The sequence below is a fragment of the Variovorax sp. ZS18.2.2 genome (assembly GCF_024701975.1).
Lineage (GTDB): Bacteria > Pseudomonadota > Gammaproteobacteria > Burkholderiales > Burkholderiaceae_C > Variovorax.
In genome coordinates this window covers 1-18,677 of sequence record NZ_JANLNM010000008.1, presented here as the reverse complement: position 1 = coordinate 18,677, position 18,677 = coordinate 1, and the positions used below count along the sequence as shown (strand labels likewise).

General features: G+C 64.5%; 18 protein-coding genes and 3 tRNA genes. 16 read left to right on the top strand and 5 right to left on the bottom strand.

Features of this window, described 5'->3' with window-relative positions; all coding sequences use genetic code 11:
* The first annotated feature begins 7 nt into the window (after positions 1 to 7).
* From NU688_RS25545 to greB, 4 genes are all read left to right on the top strand, one after another.
* Positions 8 to 84: transfer RNA gene (locus tag NU688_RS25545), tRNA-Ile, on the top strand.
* 71 nt (positions 85 to 155) lie between these two features.
* A tRNA-Arg gene (locus NU688_RS25540) sits at positions 156 to 232 on the top strand.
* 133 nt (positions 233 to 365) lie between these two features.
* Positions 366 to 809, top strand: a complete 444-nt coding sequence (locus tag NU688_RS25535) for a hypothetical protein (RefSeq protein ID WP_257863634.1) — start codon at positions 366 to 368, stop codon at positions 807 to 809.
* Between the two features lie 45 nt (positions 810 to 854).
* Complete coding sequence (greB, locus tag NU688_RS25530; protein ID WP_257863633.1) at positions 855 to 1,433, top strand: transcription elongation factor GreB; 579 nt, start codon at positions 855 to 857, stop codon at positions 1,431 to 1,433.
* 23 nt (positions 1,434 to 1,456) lie between these two features.
* Here greB and NU688_RS25525 read toward each other — a convergent pair whose 3' ends face one another.
* From NU688_RS25525 to NU688_RS25510, 4 genes are all read right to left on the bottom strand, one after another.
* Positions 1,457 to 3,715: a bifunctional (p)ppGpp synthetase/guanosine-3',5'-bis(diphosphate) 3'-pyrophosphohydrolase gene (locus tag NU688_RS25525; RefSeq protein ID WP_257863632.1), complete on the bottom strand. Its 2,259-nt coding sequence runs from the start codon at positions 3,713 to 3,715 to the stop codon at positions 1,457 to 1,459.
* A gap of 93 nt (positions 3,716 to 3,808) precedes the next feature.
* Entirely contained in the window at positions 3,809 to 4,012 is a 204-nt protein-coding gene (gene rpoZ / locus NU688_RS25520) for a DNA-directed RNA polymerase subunit omega (RefSeq protein WP_013543330.1), read from the bottom strand.
* Positions 4,013 to 4,043: 31 nt separating this feature from the next.
* The gene (gene gmk / locus NU688_RS25515; protein ID WP_013543329.1) at positions 4,044 to 4,664 is read right to left on the bottom strand and encodes a guanylate kinase; all 621 of its coding nucleotides are present in this window, start codon (positions 4,662 to 4,664) and stop codon (positions 4,044 to 4,046) included.
* Between the two features lie 14 nt (positions 4,665 to 4,678).
* A complete protein-coding gene (locus NU688_RS25510) occupies positions 4,679 to 5,602 on the bottom strand; it encodes a YicC/YloC family endoribonuclease (RefSeq protein WP_257863631.1) in 924 nt (307 codons plus the stop codon).
* 91 nt (positions 5,603 to 5,693) lie between these two features.
* On the opposite strand from NU688_RS25510, the gene NU688_RS25505 reads away from it, so the two are divergent.
* From NU688_RS25505 to NU688_RS25475, 7 genes are all read left to right on the top strand, one after another.
* On the top strand, positions 5,694 to 6,701 hold the full coding sequence (locus NU688_RS25505; RefSeq protein ID WP_257863630.1) for a serine/threonine-protein kinase: 1,008 nt from the start codon (positions 5,694 to 5,696) through the stop codon (positions 6,699 to 6,701).
* Between the two features lie 4 nt (positions 6,702 to 6,705).
* Positions 6,706 to 7,611 carry a PP2C family serine/threonine-protein phosphatase gene (locus NU688_RS25500; protein WP_257863629.1) on the top strand — a complete coding sequence of 302 codons (906 nt, stop codon included), beginning with the start codon at positions 6,706 to 6,708 and terminating at the stop codon, positions 7,609 to 7,611.
* A gap of 148 nt (positions 7,612 to 7,759) precedes the next feature.
* Positions 7,760 to 8,500: a ribonuclease PH gene (gene rph / locus NU688_RS25495; protein WP_257863628.1), complete on the top strand. Its 741-nt coding sequence runs from the start codon at positions 7,760 to 7,762 to the stop codon at positions 8,498 to 8,500.
* Between the two features lie 57 nt (positions 8,501 to 8,557).
* Complete coding sequence (gene rdgB / locus NU688_RS25490) at positions 8,558 to 9,157, top strand: RdgB/HAM1 family non-canonical purine NTP pyrophosphatase (RefSeq protein ID WP_257863627.1); 600 nt, start codon at positions 8,558 to 8,560, stop codon at positions 9,155 to 9,157.
* Positions 9,158 to 9,164: 7 nt separating this feature from the next.
* Positions 9,165 to 10,427 (top strand): radical SAM family heme chaperone HemW, encoded by a 1,263-nt coding sequence (hemW, locus tag NU688_RS25485; RefSeq protein WP_257863626.1) that lies wholly within the window; start codon positions 9,165 to 9,167, stop codon positions 10,425 to 10,427.
* 32 nt (positions 10,428 to 10,459) lie between these two features.
* A tRNA-Ser gene (locus tag NU688_RS25480) sits at positions 10,460 to 10,547 on the top strand.
* Between the two features lie 548 nt (positions 10,548 to 11,095).
* Positions 11,096 to 11,467 (top strand): type I restriction endonuclease subunit M, encoded by a 372-nt coding sequence (locus tag NU688_RS25475; protein WP_257863625.1) that lies wholly within the window; start codon positions 11,096 to 11,098, stop codon positions 11,465 to 11,467.
* Positions 11,468 to 11,497: 30 nt separating this feature from the next.
* Here NU688_RS25475 and NU688_RS25470 read toward each other — a convergent pair whose 3' ends face one another.
* Positions 11,498 to 11,800 (bottom strand): helix-turn-helix domain-containing protein, encoded by a 303-nt coding sequence (locus NU688_RS25470; protein ID WP_257863624.1) that lies wholly within the window; start codon positions 11,798 to 11,800, stop codon positions 11,498 to 11,500.
* A gap of 186 nt (positions 11,801 to 11,986) precedes the next feature.
* On the opposite strand from NU688_RS25470, the gene NU688_RS25465 reads away from it, so the two are divergent.
* The 5 genes from NU688_RS25465 to NU688_RS25445 all read left to right on the top strand — a co-directional run.
* Entirely contained in the window at positions 11,987 to 13,111 is a 1,125-nt protein-coding gene (locus NU688_RS25465; RefSeq protein WP_257863623.1) for a hypothetical protein, read from the top strand.
* Positions 13,112 to 13,237: 126 nt separating this feature from the next.
* The gene (locus NU688_RS25460) at positions 13,238 to 14,119 is read left to right on the top strand and encodes a hypothetical protein (protein ID WP_257863622.1); all 882 of its coding nucleotides are present in this window, start codon (positions 13,238 to 13,240) and stop codon (positions 14,117 to 14,119) included.
* Positions 14,120 to 14,401: 282 nt separating this feature from the next.
* On the top strand, positions 14,402 to 16,426 hold the full coding sequence (tkt, locus tag NU688_RS25455) for a transketolase (RefSeq protein WP_257863621.1): 2,025 nt from the start codon (positions 14,402 to 14,404) through the stop codon (positions 16,424 to 16,426).
* A 5-nt stretch (positions 16,427 to 16,431) separates the two neighbouring features.
* Positions 16,432 to 17,997: an FGGY-family carbohydrate kinase gene (locus NU688_RS25450; protein ID WP_257863619.1), complete on the top strand. Its 1,566-nt coding sequence runs from the start codon at positions 16,432 to 16,434 to the stop codon at positions 17,995 to 17,997.
* A 49-nt stretch (positions 17,998 to 18,046) separates the two neighbouring features.
* Positions 18,047 to 18,677: carbohydrate ABC transporter permease (locus tag NU688_RS25445; protein WP_257863618.1), on the top strand; the 631-nt coding region annotated here is incomplete at its 3' end.

Below are 18,677 nucleotides of genomic sequence, written 5' to 3'. Positions count from 1 at the left end.
ACCCAGTGGGCCGTTAGCTCAGTTGGTTAGAGCAGCGGACTCATAATCCGTTGGTCGATGGTTCAAGCCCATCACGGCCTACCAACACTGCATTTGCAACTTTCGATCATGCAAGTCCAGAAGGTCAAAAAACGCATGCTATAATTGCAAGCTGTGCGGCTGTAGCTCAGTTGGATAGAGTACTTGGCTACGAACCAAGGGGTCGTGGGTTCAATTCCTGCCAGCCGCACCACTCTCTTGAATGGCCTAGAAGGTTTACCTTCTAGGCCATTTTCTTTTGGGGCGCCGCATGCCTGAATTCGAATCAAGGGCTGGTACTTGAGTGGCTGCTGTCGCCCTCGCGTCGGGGCGCTAAAGTCCCGGCCATGAACACTCGAACCACGCGGCTCGCATGGCAACTGCTCTTGCTGCTTTCAGCAGCGGGCTCAGCGTCTGCGGGAACCATCGCATGCGTGCCGAGCCCCAGCAGCGCGGCCGGCTCATTCAACTGGATTCGCAGGATCGCGATCGACGAGCACTCGCGCACAGTGAGCATGGACATCGTGCGCTCCAGGACGAAGGACACGGAAACCATGGGCAAGATGCGCGCCGAGCTGGTGAGCATGGACGGCACATCCTCCGGCGAGCCCATCTATCTCTTCAACGCCATTCCTGCTGCCGGCGACGAGGTCACGAGCCTCTTCAGGCTGTTCAAGTCCGGCGATTGGCAATTGGCGAGGGCGGGGGTGGTATTCGTCAACAAGGTGCCCGCCTTGCGAAGTGTCGAGCCGAACATGATGTTCGATTGCAAGCGCTCGGACCTGGGCTGATGCGACGCGGGCCACCTGTACTTCCTGATCAATAAAGGTTCTTCGTTGAACAAGGCATTCACCAAGGAAACCGACAACGACGCGGATGACGACGGCGCCGATGGCGCTGCGCCTTCGTTGCCGGCCGGCAGCAAGAACTACATCACGCCAGCGGGGTATGCGCGGCTGCGCGACGAGCTGCTCCAACTGATGGACGAGGAGCGCCCGAAGGTTGTTGAAGCCGTGCATTGGGCTGCCAAGAACGGCGATCGCTCGGAGAATGGCGACTATCTCTACGGCAAGAAGCGCCTGCGCGAGATCGACCGGCGCATTCGTTTTCTCACCAAGCGTCTCGAGATCGCGGAAGTCACGGATCCATCGGTGCACCACGGCAGCGATCAGATCTTCTTCGGTGCCACGGTTCGCTATGTCGACGAGACGGGCGGCGACGAGCGCACCATCACGATTCTCGGCATCGACGAAGCGGACAGCGCCCAGTCGCAGGTCAGCTGGATCTCCCCGATCGCGCGGGCCTTGCTCAAGTCACGCGAAGGCGATGTGGTGAAGCTCGTGACGCCGGGCGGGGCGCATGAGGTGGAGATCCTGTCGGTGAGCTATCCGGCACCGCGTCCGGTAGCGGATTGACGCGCCGCGCAGCCGGGTTTTCTTCAGGGCACCGGAACTGTTCGCGCCGCGGTCAGCACCGACGCGGTTCGTCGGGCGGCGCGCAGCACGGCGTCGAGATGCATGCGGTCGCGCACGGCGATCACGAAGCGCAGGTCGGTTGAATCCTGCGGCGTCTCATCGGCCATTTCCACGTGCGTGATGTCTGCTTCCGCATCCGCCAGCGTGGCGGCCACGCGCGCCAGCACGCCCTTGTCGTTGCGCACGGTGATCACGACGCCGGTCTCGAAGGCGCGCGTCGGCTCGTCCGCCCATTCGACCGCGAAGAATCGTTCGCTGTCCTTGTGACGCAGCCGCTGGCCGACGCCGCAGTCCTCGGTGTGCACCACCAAGCCTTCGCCATGCCCAAGGTACCCGACGATCTGGTCGCCCGGAATGGGGCGGCAGCACAGCGCAAAGCGCACCGACGAGTTCTCGCTGCCATCGAGCGTGACTGCGCCCTGCGACACGGCTTCGTGCGGGATGAAGCGTTCACGGCTCAGCAGCAGGGCGTCGGGACGTTCGCCCAGCTCGGCGAGCAGCGCCATGAGCCGTTTGGCGACGATGCTCGCGATGCGTTTGCCCAGGCCGATGTCGGTCAGCAATTCGGAACGGGTGCGGTTGCCGGTGAAGCGCAGCAGCTTTTCCCACAGGGCCTGGTGCTCGTCGTCCTCGTCGGGTAGCTTGCCGAGGCCTTCGGCGCGCAGCGCCTGTGCGAGCAACTTTTCGCCGAGCCCTTCGGATTCGGCATGGGCCAGCGTCTTGAGGTAGTGGCGGATCTTGGAGCGCGCCCGGCCCGTTCGCACGAAGCCGAGCCAGGCGGGGTTGGGCGTCGACACCGGCGCGGTGATCACCTCGACCACATCGCCGTTCTTGAGCTCGGTGCGCAGCGGCACCTGGTCGCCGTTGATGCGCGCGGCCGAGGTGTGGTCGCCGATGTTGCTGTGGATGGCGTAGGCGAAGTCGACCACCGTCGCGCCGCGCGGCAGCGCCATGATCTGGCTCTTGGGCGTGAAGACGTAGACCGCGTCGGGGAACAGGTCGACCTTGACGTGATCCCAGAACTCGGCGGCATCGCGCGTCTCGTCCTGGATGTCGAGCAGCGACTGCAGCCACTTGGTGCCCAGCCGGTCGTTGCTCGCCCCGTTCGGCTCGGCCGCCTTGTAGAGCCAGTGCGCGGCCACGCCGGATTCGGCCACCACGTGCATCGCCTCGGTACGCAACTGGAACTCGACGCTCACGCCGGCCGGGCCCACCAGCGTGGTGTGCAGCGACTGGTAGCCGTTGAGCTTGGCGATTGCGATGTGGTCCTTGAACTTGCCGGGCAGCGGCTTGTACATCTGGTGAAGGATGCCCAGGCCCGTGTAGCAGGCGATCACGTTCGGTACGATCAGGCGGAAGCCGTAGATGTCGGTCACCTGGGCGAAGCTCAGGTGTTTTTCTTCCATCTTGCGGTAGATGGAGTAGAGCGTTTTCTCGCGCCCCGCGATCCGCAGCGTCATGCCGGCGGAAGAGAAGGCTGCTTCGACTTCTTTCTGCACCTTCTGGATCAAATCGCGACGTCGCCCGCGCGCCTTGGCCACCGCTTTGGACAGCGTGGCATAGCGCCAGGGCTTGAGGTGCCGGAACGACAGTTCCTGCAGCTCGCGGTAGGTCTGGTTCAGGCCGAGGCGGTGCGCGATCGGCGCGTAGATCTCGAGCGTTTCGCGCGAGATGCGGGCCCATTTCTCGCGCGGCGCATCGGCCAGCGTGCGCATGTTGTGCGTGCGGTCGGCCAGCTTGACCAGGATGACGCGCACATCGCGCGCCATGGCCAGCAGCATCTTGCGGAACGACTCGGCCTGGTTTTCTTCGCGCGTGTTGAACTGCAGCTTGTCGAGCTTGGTGAGCCCGTCGACCAGTTCGGCCACCGGGGCTCCGAAGCGCTCGATCAACTCGGGCTTGGTGACGCCGCAGTCCTCGATGGCGTCGTGCAGCAGTGCGGCCATCAGCGCCTGGGCATCGAGCTTCCATTCGGCGCATTGCGCCGCCACGGCGATGGGATGGGTGATGTACGGCTCACCGCTGTTGCGCAACTGGCCCAGATGGGCCTCGTCGGCGAAGCGGTAGGCGCGGCGTACCAGCTCGGTGTCTTCGGCGCCCAGGTAGTCGAGGCGCGCGGTCAATGCGGCAAAGCTTGCGGCGGCCGCGTTCAGCGCCGCCGGACTCGGCTTCGGCGTGCCCCCCGATGGGGCATGGGACTGATGTTTGGCGACCGCGCTCATGGCTACCACTTTAGCGTGACCGTTCCATGGACGCGTCCAGACATAAAAAAAGCACCGCTTTGCGGTGCCTTTTCGTTGCAGGGCTGCGTCAGATCAGCCCGGCACCTTCTTGAGCATTTCGATGCCGATCTTGCCTTCGGCGATTTCGCGCAGAGCCGTGACGGCGGGCTTGTTCTTGCTCTCGATCTTGGGCGCGTGGCCTTGGCTCAGCATGCGCGCACGGTAGGTGGCGGCCAGGACGAGCTGGAAGCGGTTCGGAATCTGAACCAGACAATCTTCGACGGTGATGCGGGCCATGATGAGTATCTTTCGGTCGGTGAGCAGGAGATCAGGGGATGTTCAGTGCGGCAAAGGTATCGGCGCGTGCGCGGCGCTGTGCGGAATACCGGAGACGCTGAGCGTGGACAATCGCCTTGAGATCAAAAAGCGCCCGCTCAAATAACTCGTTGATTATAACGAAGTCGAATTCCCCGGCCCTGGCCATCTCTTCTGCGGCGTTTTTCAGGCGCAGTTCGATCACCGAGGCACTGTCTTCGCCGCGCCGTTCGAGCCGGGAGCGCAGTTCTTCCCAGCTGGGCGGCAGGATGAAGATCATCACCGCGTTGGCGAAGGTCTTGCGGATCTGGAGCGCGCCCTGAAAGTCGATCTCGAGGATCACGTCGGCCCCCTGGGCGATCCGCTCCTCGATGGCCTTCTTGGAGGTGCCGTACCGGTGGCCGTGCACATGGGCCCATTCCACGAAGCCGTCCGCCGCGATCAGGGCGTCGAATTCGGGGGGCGAGGCAAAAAAGTACTCGCGGCCGTGCTTTTCCTGCCCGCGCGGCGGTCGCGTGGTGTGCGACACCGACGGCTGGACCGCCGAGTCGAGTTCCATGAGCGCCTTGACCAGGCTCGATTTGCCGGCCCCGCTGGGCGCGGCCACCACGAAGATGTTGCCGGGATAATCCATTCTTTCGCTCGTCGTCATTCGATGTTCTGGACCTGTTCGCGCATCTGCTCGATCAGCACCTTCATGTCCACGCCGATGCGCGTGAGCTCCAGGGCTGCCGACTTGGAGCCCAGAGTGTTGGCCTCGCGGTGCAGTTCCTGGATGAGGAAGTCCAGGCGCTTGCCGATCTCGCCGCCCTTCTTGAGCAGCCGCTCGATCTCGTCGAGGTGCGAGTTCAGCCGGGTGAGCTCTTCCGCCACGTCGATGCGGATCGCGAAGGCGGTGGCTTCGGTCAGCGCGCGGTCCTGGGCGGCTTCGGGCAGCGTGCCGCCCGTGCCGGCGGTCAGGCCCATGGCTTCCTGCCAGCGCTCCAGGAAGCGGTTGCGCTGCTGTTCGACCAGCTGGGGCACCAGCGGGCCGGCCTGCTGCACCAGGGTGCGCAGTTGGTTGAGGTGCGCCTCGAGCATCTTGGCGAGCCGGGCGCCTTCGCGCTGGCGGGCCGACATCAGCGCCTCGAGCGCCTTGCCGGCCACGTCGAGTAGGTCGGGGCCCCAGTCGCCGCGGGTGGTGCCGTCGCCACCGGCGAGGCGGATCACGTCGGCCACGCTCAGTTCTCGCGCCCCAGGGAGCCAGGCCTTGATGCCGTCCTGCACCCCGTTGAGCCGCTGGAGCAGCTTGACGGACGGCTCGACGACACCCGCCTGGGCGGTGTTTTCGATGGCCGCGCGCACCTCGACCTTGCCGCGCTTGAGCTTGCCCGTGAGCAACTCGCGCAGCGCCGTCTCATGCTGGCGCAGCTCCTCCGGCAACTTGAAGGTGAGGTCGAGGAAGCGGCTGTTGACCGAGCGGATTTCGACCCCGAGTCGACCTGCGGCGGGAGGCCGTGCTTCGGCTTCGGAGTGGCTGCCTGCGGACCCGTTCTGGCCGCTGGCGTAGCCGGTCATGCTGTAAACTGGCATTGCGCCTCACTGTGGTTTTGCTTGCATGCACCGAGGCGTCGGTACAGCGTTCGCTTGCCGCACCATCGCCTTCGGGCGAAACTCCCGGATTATGTCAAAGGTCAAGCCTTCGCCCCTGTTGCCCGATACGGTCATTGGCGGTTACCGCGTTGTTCGCCGGCTTTCGGCGGGTGGTTTTGGCGTTGTCTATCTCGCCATCGACCCCAACGGACAGCAGGTGGCCATCAAGGAATACCTGCCTTCCTCGCTGGCCACTCGCGGGCCCGGCGAGTTGCATCCGCAGGTGCCGCCCGAAAAACTGTCCCTCTACCGGCTGGGGCTCAAAAGCTTCTTTGAAGAAGGCCGCTCCCTCGCGCAGATCTCGCACGCCTCGGTGGTGAGCGTGCTCAATTTCTTCCGCGAGAACGAGACCGTCTACATGGTCATGAACTACCTGGAGGGCGCGACCCTGCAGGACTTCGTGGTCACCGCGCGCGATCTCAAGCGCCAGAAGGTCTTCCGCGAATCGACCATCCGCTCCCTCTTCGACGAGATCCTGCGCGGCCTGCGCATCGTGCACCAGTACAAGATGCTGCACCTGGACATCAAGCCGGCCAACATCTTCGTCACCGACGACGACCGCGCCGTGCTGATCGACTTCGGCGCCGCGCGCGAAGTGCTCAGCAAGGAAGGCATCTTCATCCGCCCCATGTACACGCCGGGCTTTGCCGCCCCCGAGATGTACCGGCGTGATTCGTCGATGGGCCCCTGGACCGACATCTACGCCATCGGCGCCTGTATCTACGCCTGCATGCAGGGCTACCCGCCCAACGACGCGCCGCGCCGCATCGAGAAGGACCGCCTGAGCCTGTCGCTCTCGCGCCTTCGCGGCGTGTATTCCGACAACCTGATCGAGGTGGTCGAGTGGTGCATGTCGCTCGATCCGCTCTCGCGCCCCCAGTCGGTGTTCGCGCTACAGAAGGAATTGAGCCGAGAAGGCGAGCGCCGCTACACCAAGCTCACCGTCGGCGAGAAGGTGCGGCTGTCGATCGACAACATCCGCTCCTTCGACAAGAAGAGTCTGCCCCGGGCTGCGGCCCCCACCACCCGCCCCGCATGACGACATGAAATTCTCTGTCTTCCAGGTCAGCCGCAAAGGCGGACGTCTCAAGAACGAAGACCGCATGGGCTATTGCTACACGCGGGAGTCGGGCCTGTTCGTGCTGGCCGACGGCATGGGCGGTCATCCCGAAGGCGAAGTGGCGGCCCAGCTGGCCCTGCAGACCATCGCCGCGCTCTACCAGCGCGAGGCACGACCGACCGTGAAGGACGTGAAGGGTTTCCTGGCCGAATCGGCCATGGCCGCGCACCAGCAGATCATGCGGTACGCGAGCCACAAGGCCATGCTCGACACGCCCCGCACCACCGTCGTCGCGGCGCTGCTTCAGGGCACGGCGGCCACCTGGATGCACTGCGGCGATTCGCGCCTGTACGTCGTGCGCGACGGCCGCCTGCTGACCCGCACGCGCGACCATTCGCACGCTGAGCGCCCCAAGCCCCACGGCTCGGACATGCCGGTCAACCGCAACCTGCTGCTGACCTGCCTCGGCTCGCCGACCACGCCGCTGTTCGATATCTCGCCTCCGCTGCAACTGCAGCGCGGCGACCGCATCATGCTGTGCTCCGACGGCGTGTGGGGCGTGCTCGACGATGCGCTCATCGTCCACACGCTCTCCTCCGGCAAGCCCGTGTCCGATGCGGCCCCCGACCTCGCCGAGATGGCGCTGCGCAAGGGCGGCGCCCACAGCGACAACGTGACACTCATCGCGCTCGAGTGGGAGATGTCCGAGACGCCCGGCGAAGACCGCGGCATTTCCACCGAAACGATCGACGACGGCGTGTTCGCCTCGACCATCCAGGCCGGCATGCCCTCGGACGGCGAGATCGAAGACATGGACGAAGACGCCATCGAGCGCTCCATCGCCGAGATCAACGAAGCCATTCGCCGTTCCGCCGCGCGCAAAAGCTAGATGACCCCCAGTCTTCGCGCACTTCGTGTCGCTGCGCCAACCCCCTTCCAGGGGGCAACACCAGCGGCCCGGCAAAGCCGGTTCCGCGGTGTTCCCCGAACATGCCGTTGAAGAGCGGCTGGCCTTTTTTCCTTTTCGAGTTTCAACAATGACTGCTTTCACCCGAAGCGGCGGCCGTGCCGCCGACCAGCTGCGCCCCGTTCGCATGACCCGCGGCTTCACCATCCACGCCGAGGGCTCGGTGCTCATCGAGTTCGGCCAGACCCGCGTGCTCTGCACCGCCTCGGTCGAAGAGCGCGTGCCCCCGCACAAGAAGGGCAGCGGCGAAGGCTGGGTCACGGCCGAATACGGCATGCTGCCGCGCGCCACGCACACCCGCAGCAGCCGCGAAGCCGCCAAGGGCAAGCAGACCGGCCGCACGCAGGAAATCCAGCGCCTCATCGGCCGCTCGATGCGCGCGGTGTTCGACCTGGCCGCGCTCGGCGAGCGCACCATCCACCTCGACTGCGACGTGCTGCAGGCCGATGGCGGCACCCGCACTGCGGCCATCACCGGCGCTTTCGTCGCCGCGCAGGACGCGGTCAACAAGCTGATCGCCGCAGGCACCCTGGCCGCATCGCCGATCAAGGGCCACGTGGCCGCCATCTCGGTGGGCATCGTCGGCGGCACGCCGCTGCTGGACCTCGAATACACGGAAGACTCGAGCTGCGACACCGACATGAACGTCGTCATGACCGGCGCCGGCCACTTTGTCGAAGTGCAGGGCACGGCCGAAGGCGTGGCCTTCACGCGCGAAGAAATGAACCTGCTGCTCGGCCTGGCCGAGAAGGGCATTGGCGAGCTCGTCACCCTGCAGAAGCAGGCCCTGCTCTCGAACCCCTCGAACTGAAATCCTCCCAGCTACTGATGCCTGCCAGCCGGGCGTCACAGCCACTTTGATCGATCCATGAAACTGGTCCTGGCCTCCAACAACGCAGGCAAGCTCGCCGAACTTCAGCAACTGTTCGCGGCGTTGTCCGTCACCCTGGTGCCGCAGTCGGCGCTGGGCGTGGGCGAGGCTGAAGAACCCTTTCGCACCTTCGTCGAGAACGCGCTCACCAAGGCACGGCACGCCAGCGCCGCCACCGGCCTGCCGGCCATCGCCGACGACGCGGGCCTCTGCGTCGATGCCTTCGGCGGCCTGCCGGGCGTCGACACCGCGTACTACGCCACGCAATTCGGCTACGCCAAGGGCGATGCGAACAACGTCAAGGCGCTGCTCGAACAGCTCGATGGTGTCGTCAACCGCCGCGCGGCGCTCGTCAGCACGCTGGTCGCGCTGCGCAGCCACGACGACCCCGAGCCGCTCATCGCCGTCGGCCGCGTGGTCGGCGAGATCGCGCTGGCACCCATCGGCGACAACGGCTTCGGCTTCGACCCGGTGATGTTCCTGCCCGCCTTCGGCAAGACCTTTGCGCAGCTCACGCCCGAGGTCAAGAACGCCAACAGCCACCGCGGCCGCGCGGCACAGGCGATGCTCGCGTTGATGCGCGAGCGCTGGCTGTAGGCCGCCGATGGCCACTGTCTTCCCGATCCAGCCGGCGCAACCCACGGGTGCGCCGCAGGCCAACGACGTGCTGCACTGGATGCGGCCCGGCCCGCTGCAGCTCTCGGCGCTGCCGCCGCTCTCGCTCTACATCCACCTGCCGTGGTGCCTGCGCAAGTGCCCGTACTGCGACTTCAATTCGCACGAATGGCGCGCGACGAGCGCGGCCGATGCGGAGGGCATTCCCGAGGCGGCGTACATCGATGCGCTGGTGGCCGACCTTGACGCCGCGCTGCCGCTGATCTGGGGCCGCACCGTCCACACCATCTTCATCGGCGGCGGCACGCCCAGCCTGTTCTCGCCGCAGGCCATCGACCGCCTGCTCGGCGACGTGCGCGCGCGCCTGAAGCTCGCGCCCGATTGCGAAATCACGCTCGAGGCGAACCCTGGCACCTTCGAGCGCAACCGCTTCCGCGCGTACCGCTCGGCGGGCGTCACGCGACTGTCGGTGGGCGTGCAGAGCTTCAACGACGAGCACCTCATCGCGCTCGGCCGCGTGCACGATCGCGCGCAGGCCATCGCCGCGGTGGAGGAGGCCGCGAGCGCCTTCGACACCTTCAACCTCGACCTGATGTATGCGCTCCCCGGCCAGACGCTCGAGCACCTGGAGGCCGACCTGTCGCAGGCGCTGGCGCTCGCGCCGCCGCACATTTCGGTCTATCACCTCACCATCGAGCCCAACACCTGGTTCGCGAAGTTTCCGCCGACGCTGCCCGAAGACGACATCGCCTACGCGATGCTCGACCGCATCACCGAGCGGACTGGCGAGCGCGGCATGTCGCGCTACGAGGTGTCGGCCTATGCGCGCGAGGGGCACCAGTGCGCGCACAACCTCAACTACTGGCAGTTCGGCGATTACCTGGGCATCGGCGCCGGCGCGCACAGCAAGCTGAGCTTTGCGCACCGCATCGTGCGGCAGGTGCGCTATCGCGAGCCGCGGCTGTACATGGAGAACGCGCGCGCCGGCGCGGCCGTGTCGCAGAGCGACGAGGTGTCGCTGGCGGATCTGCCGTTCGAGTTCATGCTCAATGCGCTGCGGTTGAAGGCGGGGTTCACGCTGCCGCAGTTCAGCGAGCGCACGGGGCTGGCGATGACGTCGATCCAGCGCGGGCTGGAAGAGGCCGAGCGCAAGGGGCTTGTGGCGCGTGACCTGTTCCGGGTGTGGCCGACCGAGCGCGGGCTGGATTTCTTGAGCGATCTGCAGACGCTGTTCTTGCCGGACGGAGATTGAGGCATCGCCGTCGGCATAAAATCTACGGTTCCGGAGAGTTGGGTGAGTGGTTTAAACCAGCAGTCTTGAAAACTGCCGACGAGAAATCGTCCGTGAGTTCGAATCTCACACTCTCCGCCAAACTCAAGCCCCAGTAGCAGCCCTTGTTACTGGGGCTTTTTGCTGGGCGCGGGGCTTGCAGCGCTGGTTGGTGGGCCACGTGCCATGGTTTTGCCCATGTTTTGGTTTGCCCTGGTGCGGTGGGCGGCAATGGTTGGCCGTGGCCTTTGCTGGGCAAGCCAAGCCCTGGTTGCCGCGTGGCTAGCAGGCTTTCTCGGTCGCCAAGGGCCGCGTTAGCACCCTTGCCAGGGCTACCGCGCGTGGCGCACCAAAAGCCGCCAAAACAGGAGTTTTCTTTCCGATGGAGGGGGCGTACCTCGCTCGGTATTTGTTGTTTTTGTGCTACAATATACCCACGGGTAGAAACCTGCCAGCGAAAGCTAGGCAAGACCATGCCCGTATGCATGCGCCCGCCGCTTGCAGCAAGCAGTCGCAGTAGGAGCCGGTCCACCCGGTAGCCGCTGCGGCTGTTTTTCTTTCTCCAACCCCTTCGCCCTCCGTTAGTGCGCCTTTGCCTTCACAGGTCCGGGCGCGCCGCCGCATGGGCGTTTCACTTTGAGCAATCAACCATGAAGAACCTTCTCTCCGGCTACATCAAGCCCGATAGTGCGCCGCGCTTCGAACTTGGCCGCATCGTTGCCACCCCTGGTGCGCTCGCGCTTATGCACCGCACGAACAGCAACCCCTTCACGCTTCTGGCGCTCCACGTTGCAGGTGACTGGGGTGAATGCTGTGCCGAGGACGCGCAGACCAACGAAGACGCACTTGCGCATGGATCGCGCGTGCTGTCGGTCTATCGATTGCCGCTTCAGAGCGTGCCCGAAGGCGGCGCAAAAACGGAGCAAGCATCAACCCACTTGGACGTGAGTGACGAACGCATCTGGTTGATCACCGAAGCAGATCGCAGTGTCACGACATTGCTGTTGCCCGAGGAGTACTGAGATGAATCTCGTTGCTCAGTGGGGTGGTATCTACTTGTTCAAGCCGACAACGAACTCGACAGCCTGTGACCGCTTGGCCTTCGGCAACTTGCCGAAGGCAAGCAGAAGCTGAGCTTCGTCCTCGGCCACCGCATAGAAATATGCAGTCGGCACCCCAAGCACTTTCGCGAACCTTTCAACCAACTCATACGCGGGCGCGCGTTTGCCCAACTCGTAGCGGTTCATTCGCGTGCTGGCAGACATCGGATCAAGGTCGGCTTCAATGCCAACTTGTTCTTGTGACAAGCCAGCCAACTGCCTCGCCTGCTTGAGGCGTCTCCCCAGAACGGTCATTTAGATCTTTGGGTCCAAAGATCAAGATAGTCCTGACAATGCGCACCTCAAATACTACCGATTTGGTAGCATTTGAGCGGCGTGCATTTATCGGGGACGCGCTGCGAGGAGCGGGCGATTCGCTACGAGACACAGGCAGCCCGAGTGCTCGAACCAATCAACAGCTACAACGAAGAGAACCCAACCATGTTCCAGTACATCCGCAAGGCCAAATTCCGACTGTCCCTGTTCGGTCTGGCCATTTCGACTTCCGCATTGCTCGTCGGCTGCGGTCCCGAAGCCCCTCCTTGCAACGATCCACAACGCATAGAGGCCGTGCTGAGAATGGTCGCCAAGGGGCACGACGAAGACCTTGGCAACTACAAGCTCAAGACGGCAGATACCGTGTCCCTTGAAGCAGGCACGCCTGTCGTGACGTCCTACGACGAATCGATCAAGCGCCGCTCGTGCGAGGTGCACCTGACGTTCGCGTTCAAGCCCGCCGTGGTCCAGAAGATGAACTTCTTCATGGACTGGATGGGCAACCCGCTGGGCTCGGCCCTCAAGTACGGCATTCCACCCGAGCTGTACTGGAACATCGACAGACCACAGCAATCCCAGATGGACGCCACAGTGATACGGGTGGTGACCGGCGACAAGGTCAGCGAAGCGCCGCTGCAGCTGTCCGTTGCGTACAAGATCGTGAAGGACGAAGGGGCGAACACCTTCAGCACGTCCGTCAGCTACAGCACCGCGACGACAACGCCGTATCTGAAAGTCGCGTCCAACGCTTTGGCCTTTGACGAGCATGTGCGCAATGTCCTCAAAGCCCGTGGAAAGGCTATCCCGTCATCGATGCAGTATGGGCAGCCGGCAGCGTCCTCGGCTGGATCATTGCCCGCTACCTCCGCTCTCACCCCCGCATCGGCGGCGGCTCAACCTGTCGCCGCTGCACCGGTTGCGCCCCCCACTGCGGCCGAGCAGGCGGAGCAAGCCCGGTTGCAGAAAGCGGCGGACATGATCGCGGCCGGCAATCCCCAGCGAGGCGTCGATGCTTCGGCATCTGTACCTCCGGCGTCGGCCACCCCTGCCAGTGGCGGCCCCGAGAACCTCATGTCGTTGATCACCAAATACGAGCCTTGCGGTGAAGAGGCGGTGTGCCTGCACACCGGCAAGGGCAACACGGTCTGGATGCAGGCCGGACAGATGCGGCGCATGGACTACGCGCTGCTCGACCGGGCCATCAGCAGCAAGACGCCGGTGTGCCTGCGCGAACTGACCCGCACCGAAGGCAAGAACTTCGCGGCCGAGAGCCTGGATAGCCAGTGCTGATGTAGCAACCCTTCCGCGCGCGCAAAGCGCCGCACTGGCTGAGAGGCTGGTGCGGCGCTTTTCTTTTTCTCCTCTCCATTTCATCGCCGTGCGTGTGAGTCGCGCACGGCCATACAGGTGACACCTATGAATGTTCTTCATACCTCCGCATCCGCCGTAGACGACGGGGCCAGCCCCGTGCGCATGATCGGCATCGGCGCTGTAGGTCGGCGCTTCGTGCGGCAGTTCTTTGCCAAGCCCAATCAGCTTCCTACGGGGCCTTCAGAAGACCTGCTCGATGAAGAGCCCATCTACTTCGAGATCGGGCGCGGTGGTGCCGCCACTGTCGCCGAGGAATTGAACATGAACCACGCGCGGATTCTGTGTCTGGTGTTTGGCGTGGGTGTGCGGCCCGCCGAAATCGAAGCCGCGATGTTCTTGATCTGGCGCGCCTGGGAGCAGGATGCGCAAGTCGTCGGCGTTGTGCTGGGCGCCGAGACGCGACGGAGGGTGGGCCGCGACTCGATGCTGGGCATCCTGTTCAAGTCCATCGAAGCGCGAATCGATGTTTCGGCGTCTTGGGAGCCGGACGACCTGGCTGCGGTGCAATGGTTCTATGCGGCGATACGGCGGTCTGTGATGGACGGCGATCCGTTCCTGGAGCCTGCCTGGGATCAGTCCGACGTGATCGAAGTGCTGGACTTTCGGGAGGTACAGTTAACCTTGGTCACGCAGTGCCTGGACCGGGCCGATCAACTCGACACGGCGATGGAACAGGCGCTGCAACTGGTCGACGGGCGAGGCGTCGAGATCGAGCAGGCCCACGGGGTCATCATCGTGCTGTGGGTGCAGCCCGGCTGCAAGATGACAGGGCAGGCCGTACGCAACCTGGGCCGCACGGTTGGGAATGCGCTCGGGGCAGGAGGCATGCACCTGACCATACGACTGCGTAGCCGTGTGACCGCCTCTCGCGCGGCGGCATGTCTGACGCTGGTCGTCAGTTCGGCGCGCTCGAGCACAGAGCAGTAAGCGAGGGGAGGCACGGGCAGCGTCAGCCCTGCGCGTGACGTTTGTTGCGCGCGGACGTCGACGCCTGCGCCGAGAAGACATCTCGTTTGGCTTGCCATCACTTAACTCGATCAGTCTCGATCGCTGATCGAGCCTACATACTCCTGTGGCAGTTATGACGTAAAACAATCATAACTAGGGTATTTACTAGATATTATCGATCAAAACATAAATAGTATTGCCTGAACTCCAAGCAATGGCGTGGGGTGCGTTGACGCAATTTCTCTGGAGACAGGTGTGCCTGTGAACAATCAGTCCGACGTATCGACCCCGGATCTTTCAGCGCACGCAATCCGTGCCTTGTCGATGGATGCGGTACAGCGAGCTCAATCCGGCCACCCGGGCATGCCCATGGGCATGGCCGAGATCGCGGTTGCCCTGTGGCAGCATCATTTGCGTCACAACCCGGCCAACCCGGCCTGGGCCAATCGCGACCGCTTCGTTCTGAGCAATGGCCACGGCTCCGTGCTGCTGTACAGCTTGCTGCACCTGACCGGATACGACCTGTCGATTGACGACCTGAAGCGCTTCCGGCAACTGGGAAGTCGCACGCCCGGTCATCCGGAGCGTGGCTACACGCCGGGCGTTGAGACGACCACCGGTCCGCTCGGACAGGGCTTGGCCAATGCCGTGGGCATGGCCCTCGCCGAGCGGCTGCTGGCAGAGGAGTTCAATCGTCCCGGACTCGACATCGTCGACCACTGCACCTACGCGTTCGTCGGCGACGGGTGCCTGATGGAGGGCATCTCCCACGAGGCCTGCTCGCTGGCCGGCACCTGGGCGTTGCGCAAACTGATCGTGCTCTACGACGACAACGGCATCTCGATCGACGGGTATGTCAAAGCTTGGTTCGGAGACGATACGGCGAGTCGTTTTGAAGCATACGGATGGAACGTGATCCGGAGCGTGGACGGGCATGACGTGAATGCGGTTGCCGCTGCGCTGTCCGTTGCCAGGAATTCCGTGGACCGACCCACGCTGATCCTGTGCCGCACGACCATTGGAAAGGGTTCGCCCAACAAGGCTGACAGCCACAGCTCGCATGGCTCACCGCTGGGTGCCGCGGAAGTGGCGGCGACCCGTGCGGCGATCGATTGGCCGTATGAGCCCTTCGAGATTCCGGCGGCCGTCTACGAGGCCTGGGATGCGCGTGCTGCGGGCGGGCGCGCGGAGGCCGCGTGGAACGCAACGATGGCGCGTTACCGCGCAGCGCATCCCCGCGACGCAGCCGAGTTCGAGCGGCGCGCCGCAGGCGCCCTGCCTGACGGCTTCGAGAAGCAGGCACAGGCGCATGTGAGAGACGTCGCCGAAGCGGGCGAGACGATCGCCACGCGCAAGGCCAGCCAGAACGCCATCCAGGCCTTTGCCGGAATGCTGCCCGAACTCGTGGGCGGTTCGGCAGATCTTGCAAGCTCGAATCTGACCCTGTGGGAGGGCGCGCGAGGCGTGACGGCGTTGCAAGGAGGCAACTACCTTTATCACGGCGTACGCGAGTTCGGCATGGCTGCGATCATGAACGGGGTCGTCTGTCATGGTGGCCATCGGATCTTCGGAGGTACCTTTCTGATGTTCTCGGAGTACGCCCGCAATGCCTTGCGCATGGCCGCTCTGATGAAGCTCAATCCGATCTATGTGTTCACGCACGACTCGATCGCGCTCGGACAAGATGGCCCCACGCATCAGCCCATCGAGCAGATCGCAACGCTGCGGATGATGCCGAACATGGATGTCTGGCGGCCCTGCGACAGCGTCGAGACGATGGTGGCCTGGCAGGTGGCGCTCGAGCATCGTCATACGCCGACGAGCCTGGTGCTCAGTCGGCAGGAGCTGGCCTTTCAGGCGCGCGACGCGCGACAGCTCGACGACATCCGTCGTGGGGGCTATGTGCTCCGGCACGAACCACGTGAACTCGCGCTGGTCCTGATCGCTACCGGCTCCGAAGTCGAGCTCGCCGTGCAGGCGCAGGCCGACCTGGCGGCCCGAGGGGTTGCAGCGCGCGTGGTGTCGATGCCTTCGACTTTTCAGTTCGACCGGCAGGACGATCGATACCGGCGCAGCGTCCTCCCCGAAGGAGTCCCGCGCCTGGCCATCGAGGCCGGCGTCACGGACTATTGGCGCAAGTACGTCGGATTGTCCGGCGCGGTGATCGGCATCGACCAGTTCGGGGAGTCGGCCCCGGCGGAAGCGCTCTTCGCGCATTTCCGGGTGGACCTGCCTCGCATCGTCGAGACGGCGTTGGCGTTGCTGCCGGCCCCAGTCGGAGCCTGAACGCAATGAGTCACGAATATCTCATCGGGCTAGACTACGGAACGCAATCGGCGCGAGGCGTGCTGATCGACGTGGCTAGCGGAGCCATCGAAGCGAGCCACACGCATCCGTATCGCCACGGCACGCTGGCAGCAGCGTTGCCGGATGGCGGCACGGCATTGCCGCCCGGCTGGGCGCTGCAATGCGCGCCCGACTACACGGAAGCGGCGGAGGCCATCCTCGGGCATCTGGGTCGCAGCCGTGTCATTCGCGGGATCGGGTTGGGCTTCACGGCCAGCTCACCCTTGCCCACGCGGGCGGACGGCACCCCGCTGTCGACGCTGCATCCGCAAGCCCCTCACGCCTACGTCAAGCTCTGGAAGCACCAAGTGGCGCAGCCATGGGCGGATCGCATCAATGCGCACGGCGGCGAATTCCTGGCGAACTTCGGCGGCAAGCTCTCGGCCGAGTGGCTGATCGCCAAAGCCGCGCAGATGGCCGACGAGGCGCCGGATCTCTGGGCGGAAACCGAGCGCTTCATCGAGGCCGGCGACTGGCTCGTGTGGCAGTTGACCGGACATGAAGTGCGCAGCCTCGGCTTTGCGGCTTACAAGGCCCAGTATCAGCCGGGCATCGGCTATCCGTCATCGCTGGTCGGCGGACTGGAAGCGAAGCTGGGGACGCCCGTGACCATCGGCGAGCCAGCCGGCCGCTTGAGTGCCGGCTGGCGGGCCCGGACCGGCATCGAGGGCGAAGCCACCGTGGCCGTGGCCGTCATCGATTCGCACGTCGTGATGCCGGCCGCCGGGGCGGTGCGCTCCGGCACGCTGGTCGGGGCCCTGGGCACCTCGGCCGCATTCATGCTGCTGGACGATGCCCGGCGTCCCCTGCCGCGTGGCATCGAAGGCGTGGCACGCGATGGCGTGCTGCCGGGCTTCTGGTGCTACGAAGCGGGTCAGGCGGGTTTCGGCGACACGCTCGAATGGTTCATTAAGGGCTTTCTGCAATCGACGGATCCGGACCGGGAATTCGCCCGCCTCAATGCACTCGCGGCCGACATGCGACCCGGTCAGACCCGGATGCTTTCTCTGGATTGGTGGAATGGATGCCGCGTGCCGTTCGGCGACTCCTCGCTCAGCGGCCTTCTGCTTGGCCTGAGTCTGAAGACGACGGTGGTCGACGTCTATCGCACGCTGCTGGAGTCCTTGTGCTGCGGCACGCGGCGCATTGTCGATTGCCTTGCCACCGATGGCGCACCAGTCGAACGCATCGTGCTGACCAGCGGACTGTCCGGAAGGAATCCGCTGCTGATGCAGTTGATGGCAGATGTGCTCGGGCGCACCGTTCATGTCCCGTTGATCGACCACGCGACGGCCGTCGGTGCCGCCATTCATGGCGCGGTCGCGGCGGGGGTGGTTCCCGACTTCGCGGACGGGGCGCGGCGCTACGGAGCCCGCGAGTTCGTCGACTACGTCCCGAATGCCGAGGCGATGCATATCTACGACGGCCTCTATCGCCAGTACGTGAGCGTCGGCACGAGCAGCACCGTGCGTGACGCGATGCACGCGCTCGATATCCAACGGGAAAAATGATCGCGCGGAGAGTCGGCAAGAGAGAACAAAAACCAGAGAGACATACGCAATGAAAAGACTCCTGCCCCGGGCCCTCATGGCGCCCGCCGTGCTCACGCTCTTCCTCTGGATGATCGTGCCGCTGTTGATGACGTTGTACTTCTCCTTCGTGAACTACAACCTCATGCAGCCCGGCGAACGAACGTTCGCGGGCCTCGAGAACTTTCACTACTTCGTTACCGATCCGGACTTCTGGCCCGCAACGTGGAACACGCTGCTGCTCATCGGCAGCGTGATCGTCATCACCGTGGTGTTCGGCGTGCTGCTCGCGCTGCTGGTGAACGAGCCCTTCCCGGGCCGCGGCATCGTGCGGGTGCTGCTCATCTCTCCGTTCTTCGTCATGCCCGCGGTCAACGCGCTGCTGTGGAAGCACATGATGATGAACCCCATCTACGGTGTGCTGGCCGACGTGTGGCGCTTCTTCGGCGCCACGCCGGTCGACTGGCTCACCGACGTGCCGCTGCTCTCGGTGATCATCATGGTGGCCTGGCAGTGGCTGCCCTTCGCCTGCCTGATCTTCATCACCTCGCTGCAGTCGCTCGACCGCGAGCAGATGGAAGCCGCGCGCATGGACGGCGCGAGTTCCCTCCAGCGCTTCTTCTATCTCACCATCCCGCACCTGGGCCGGCCGATGGCGGTGG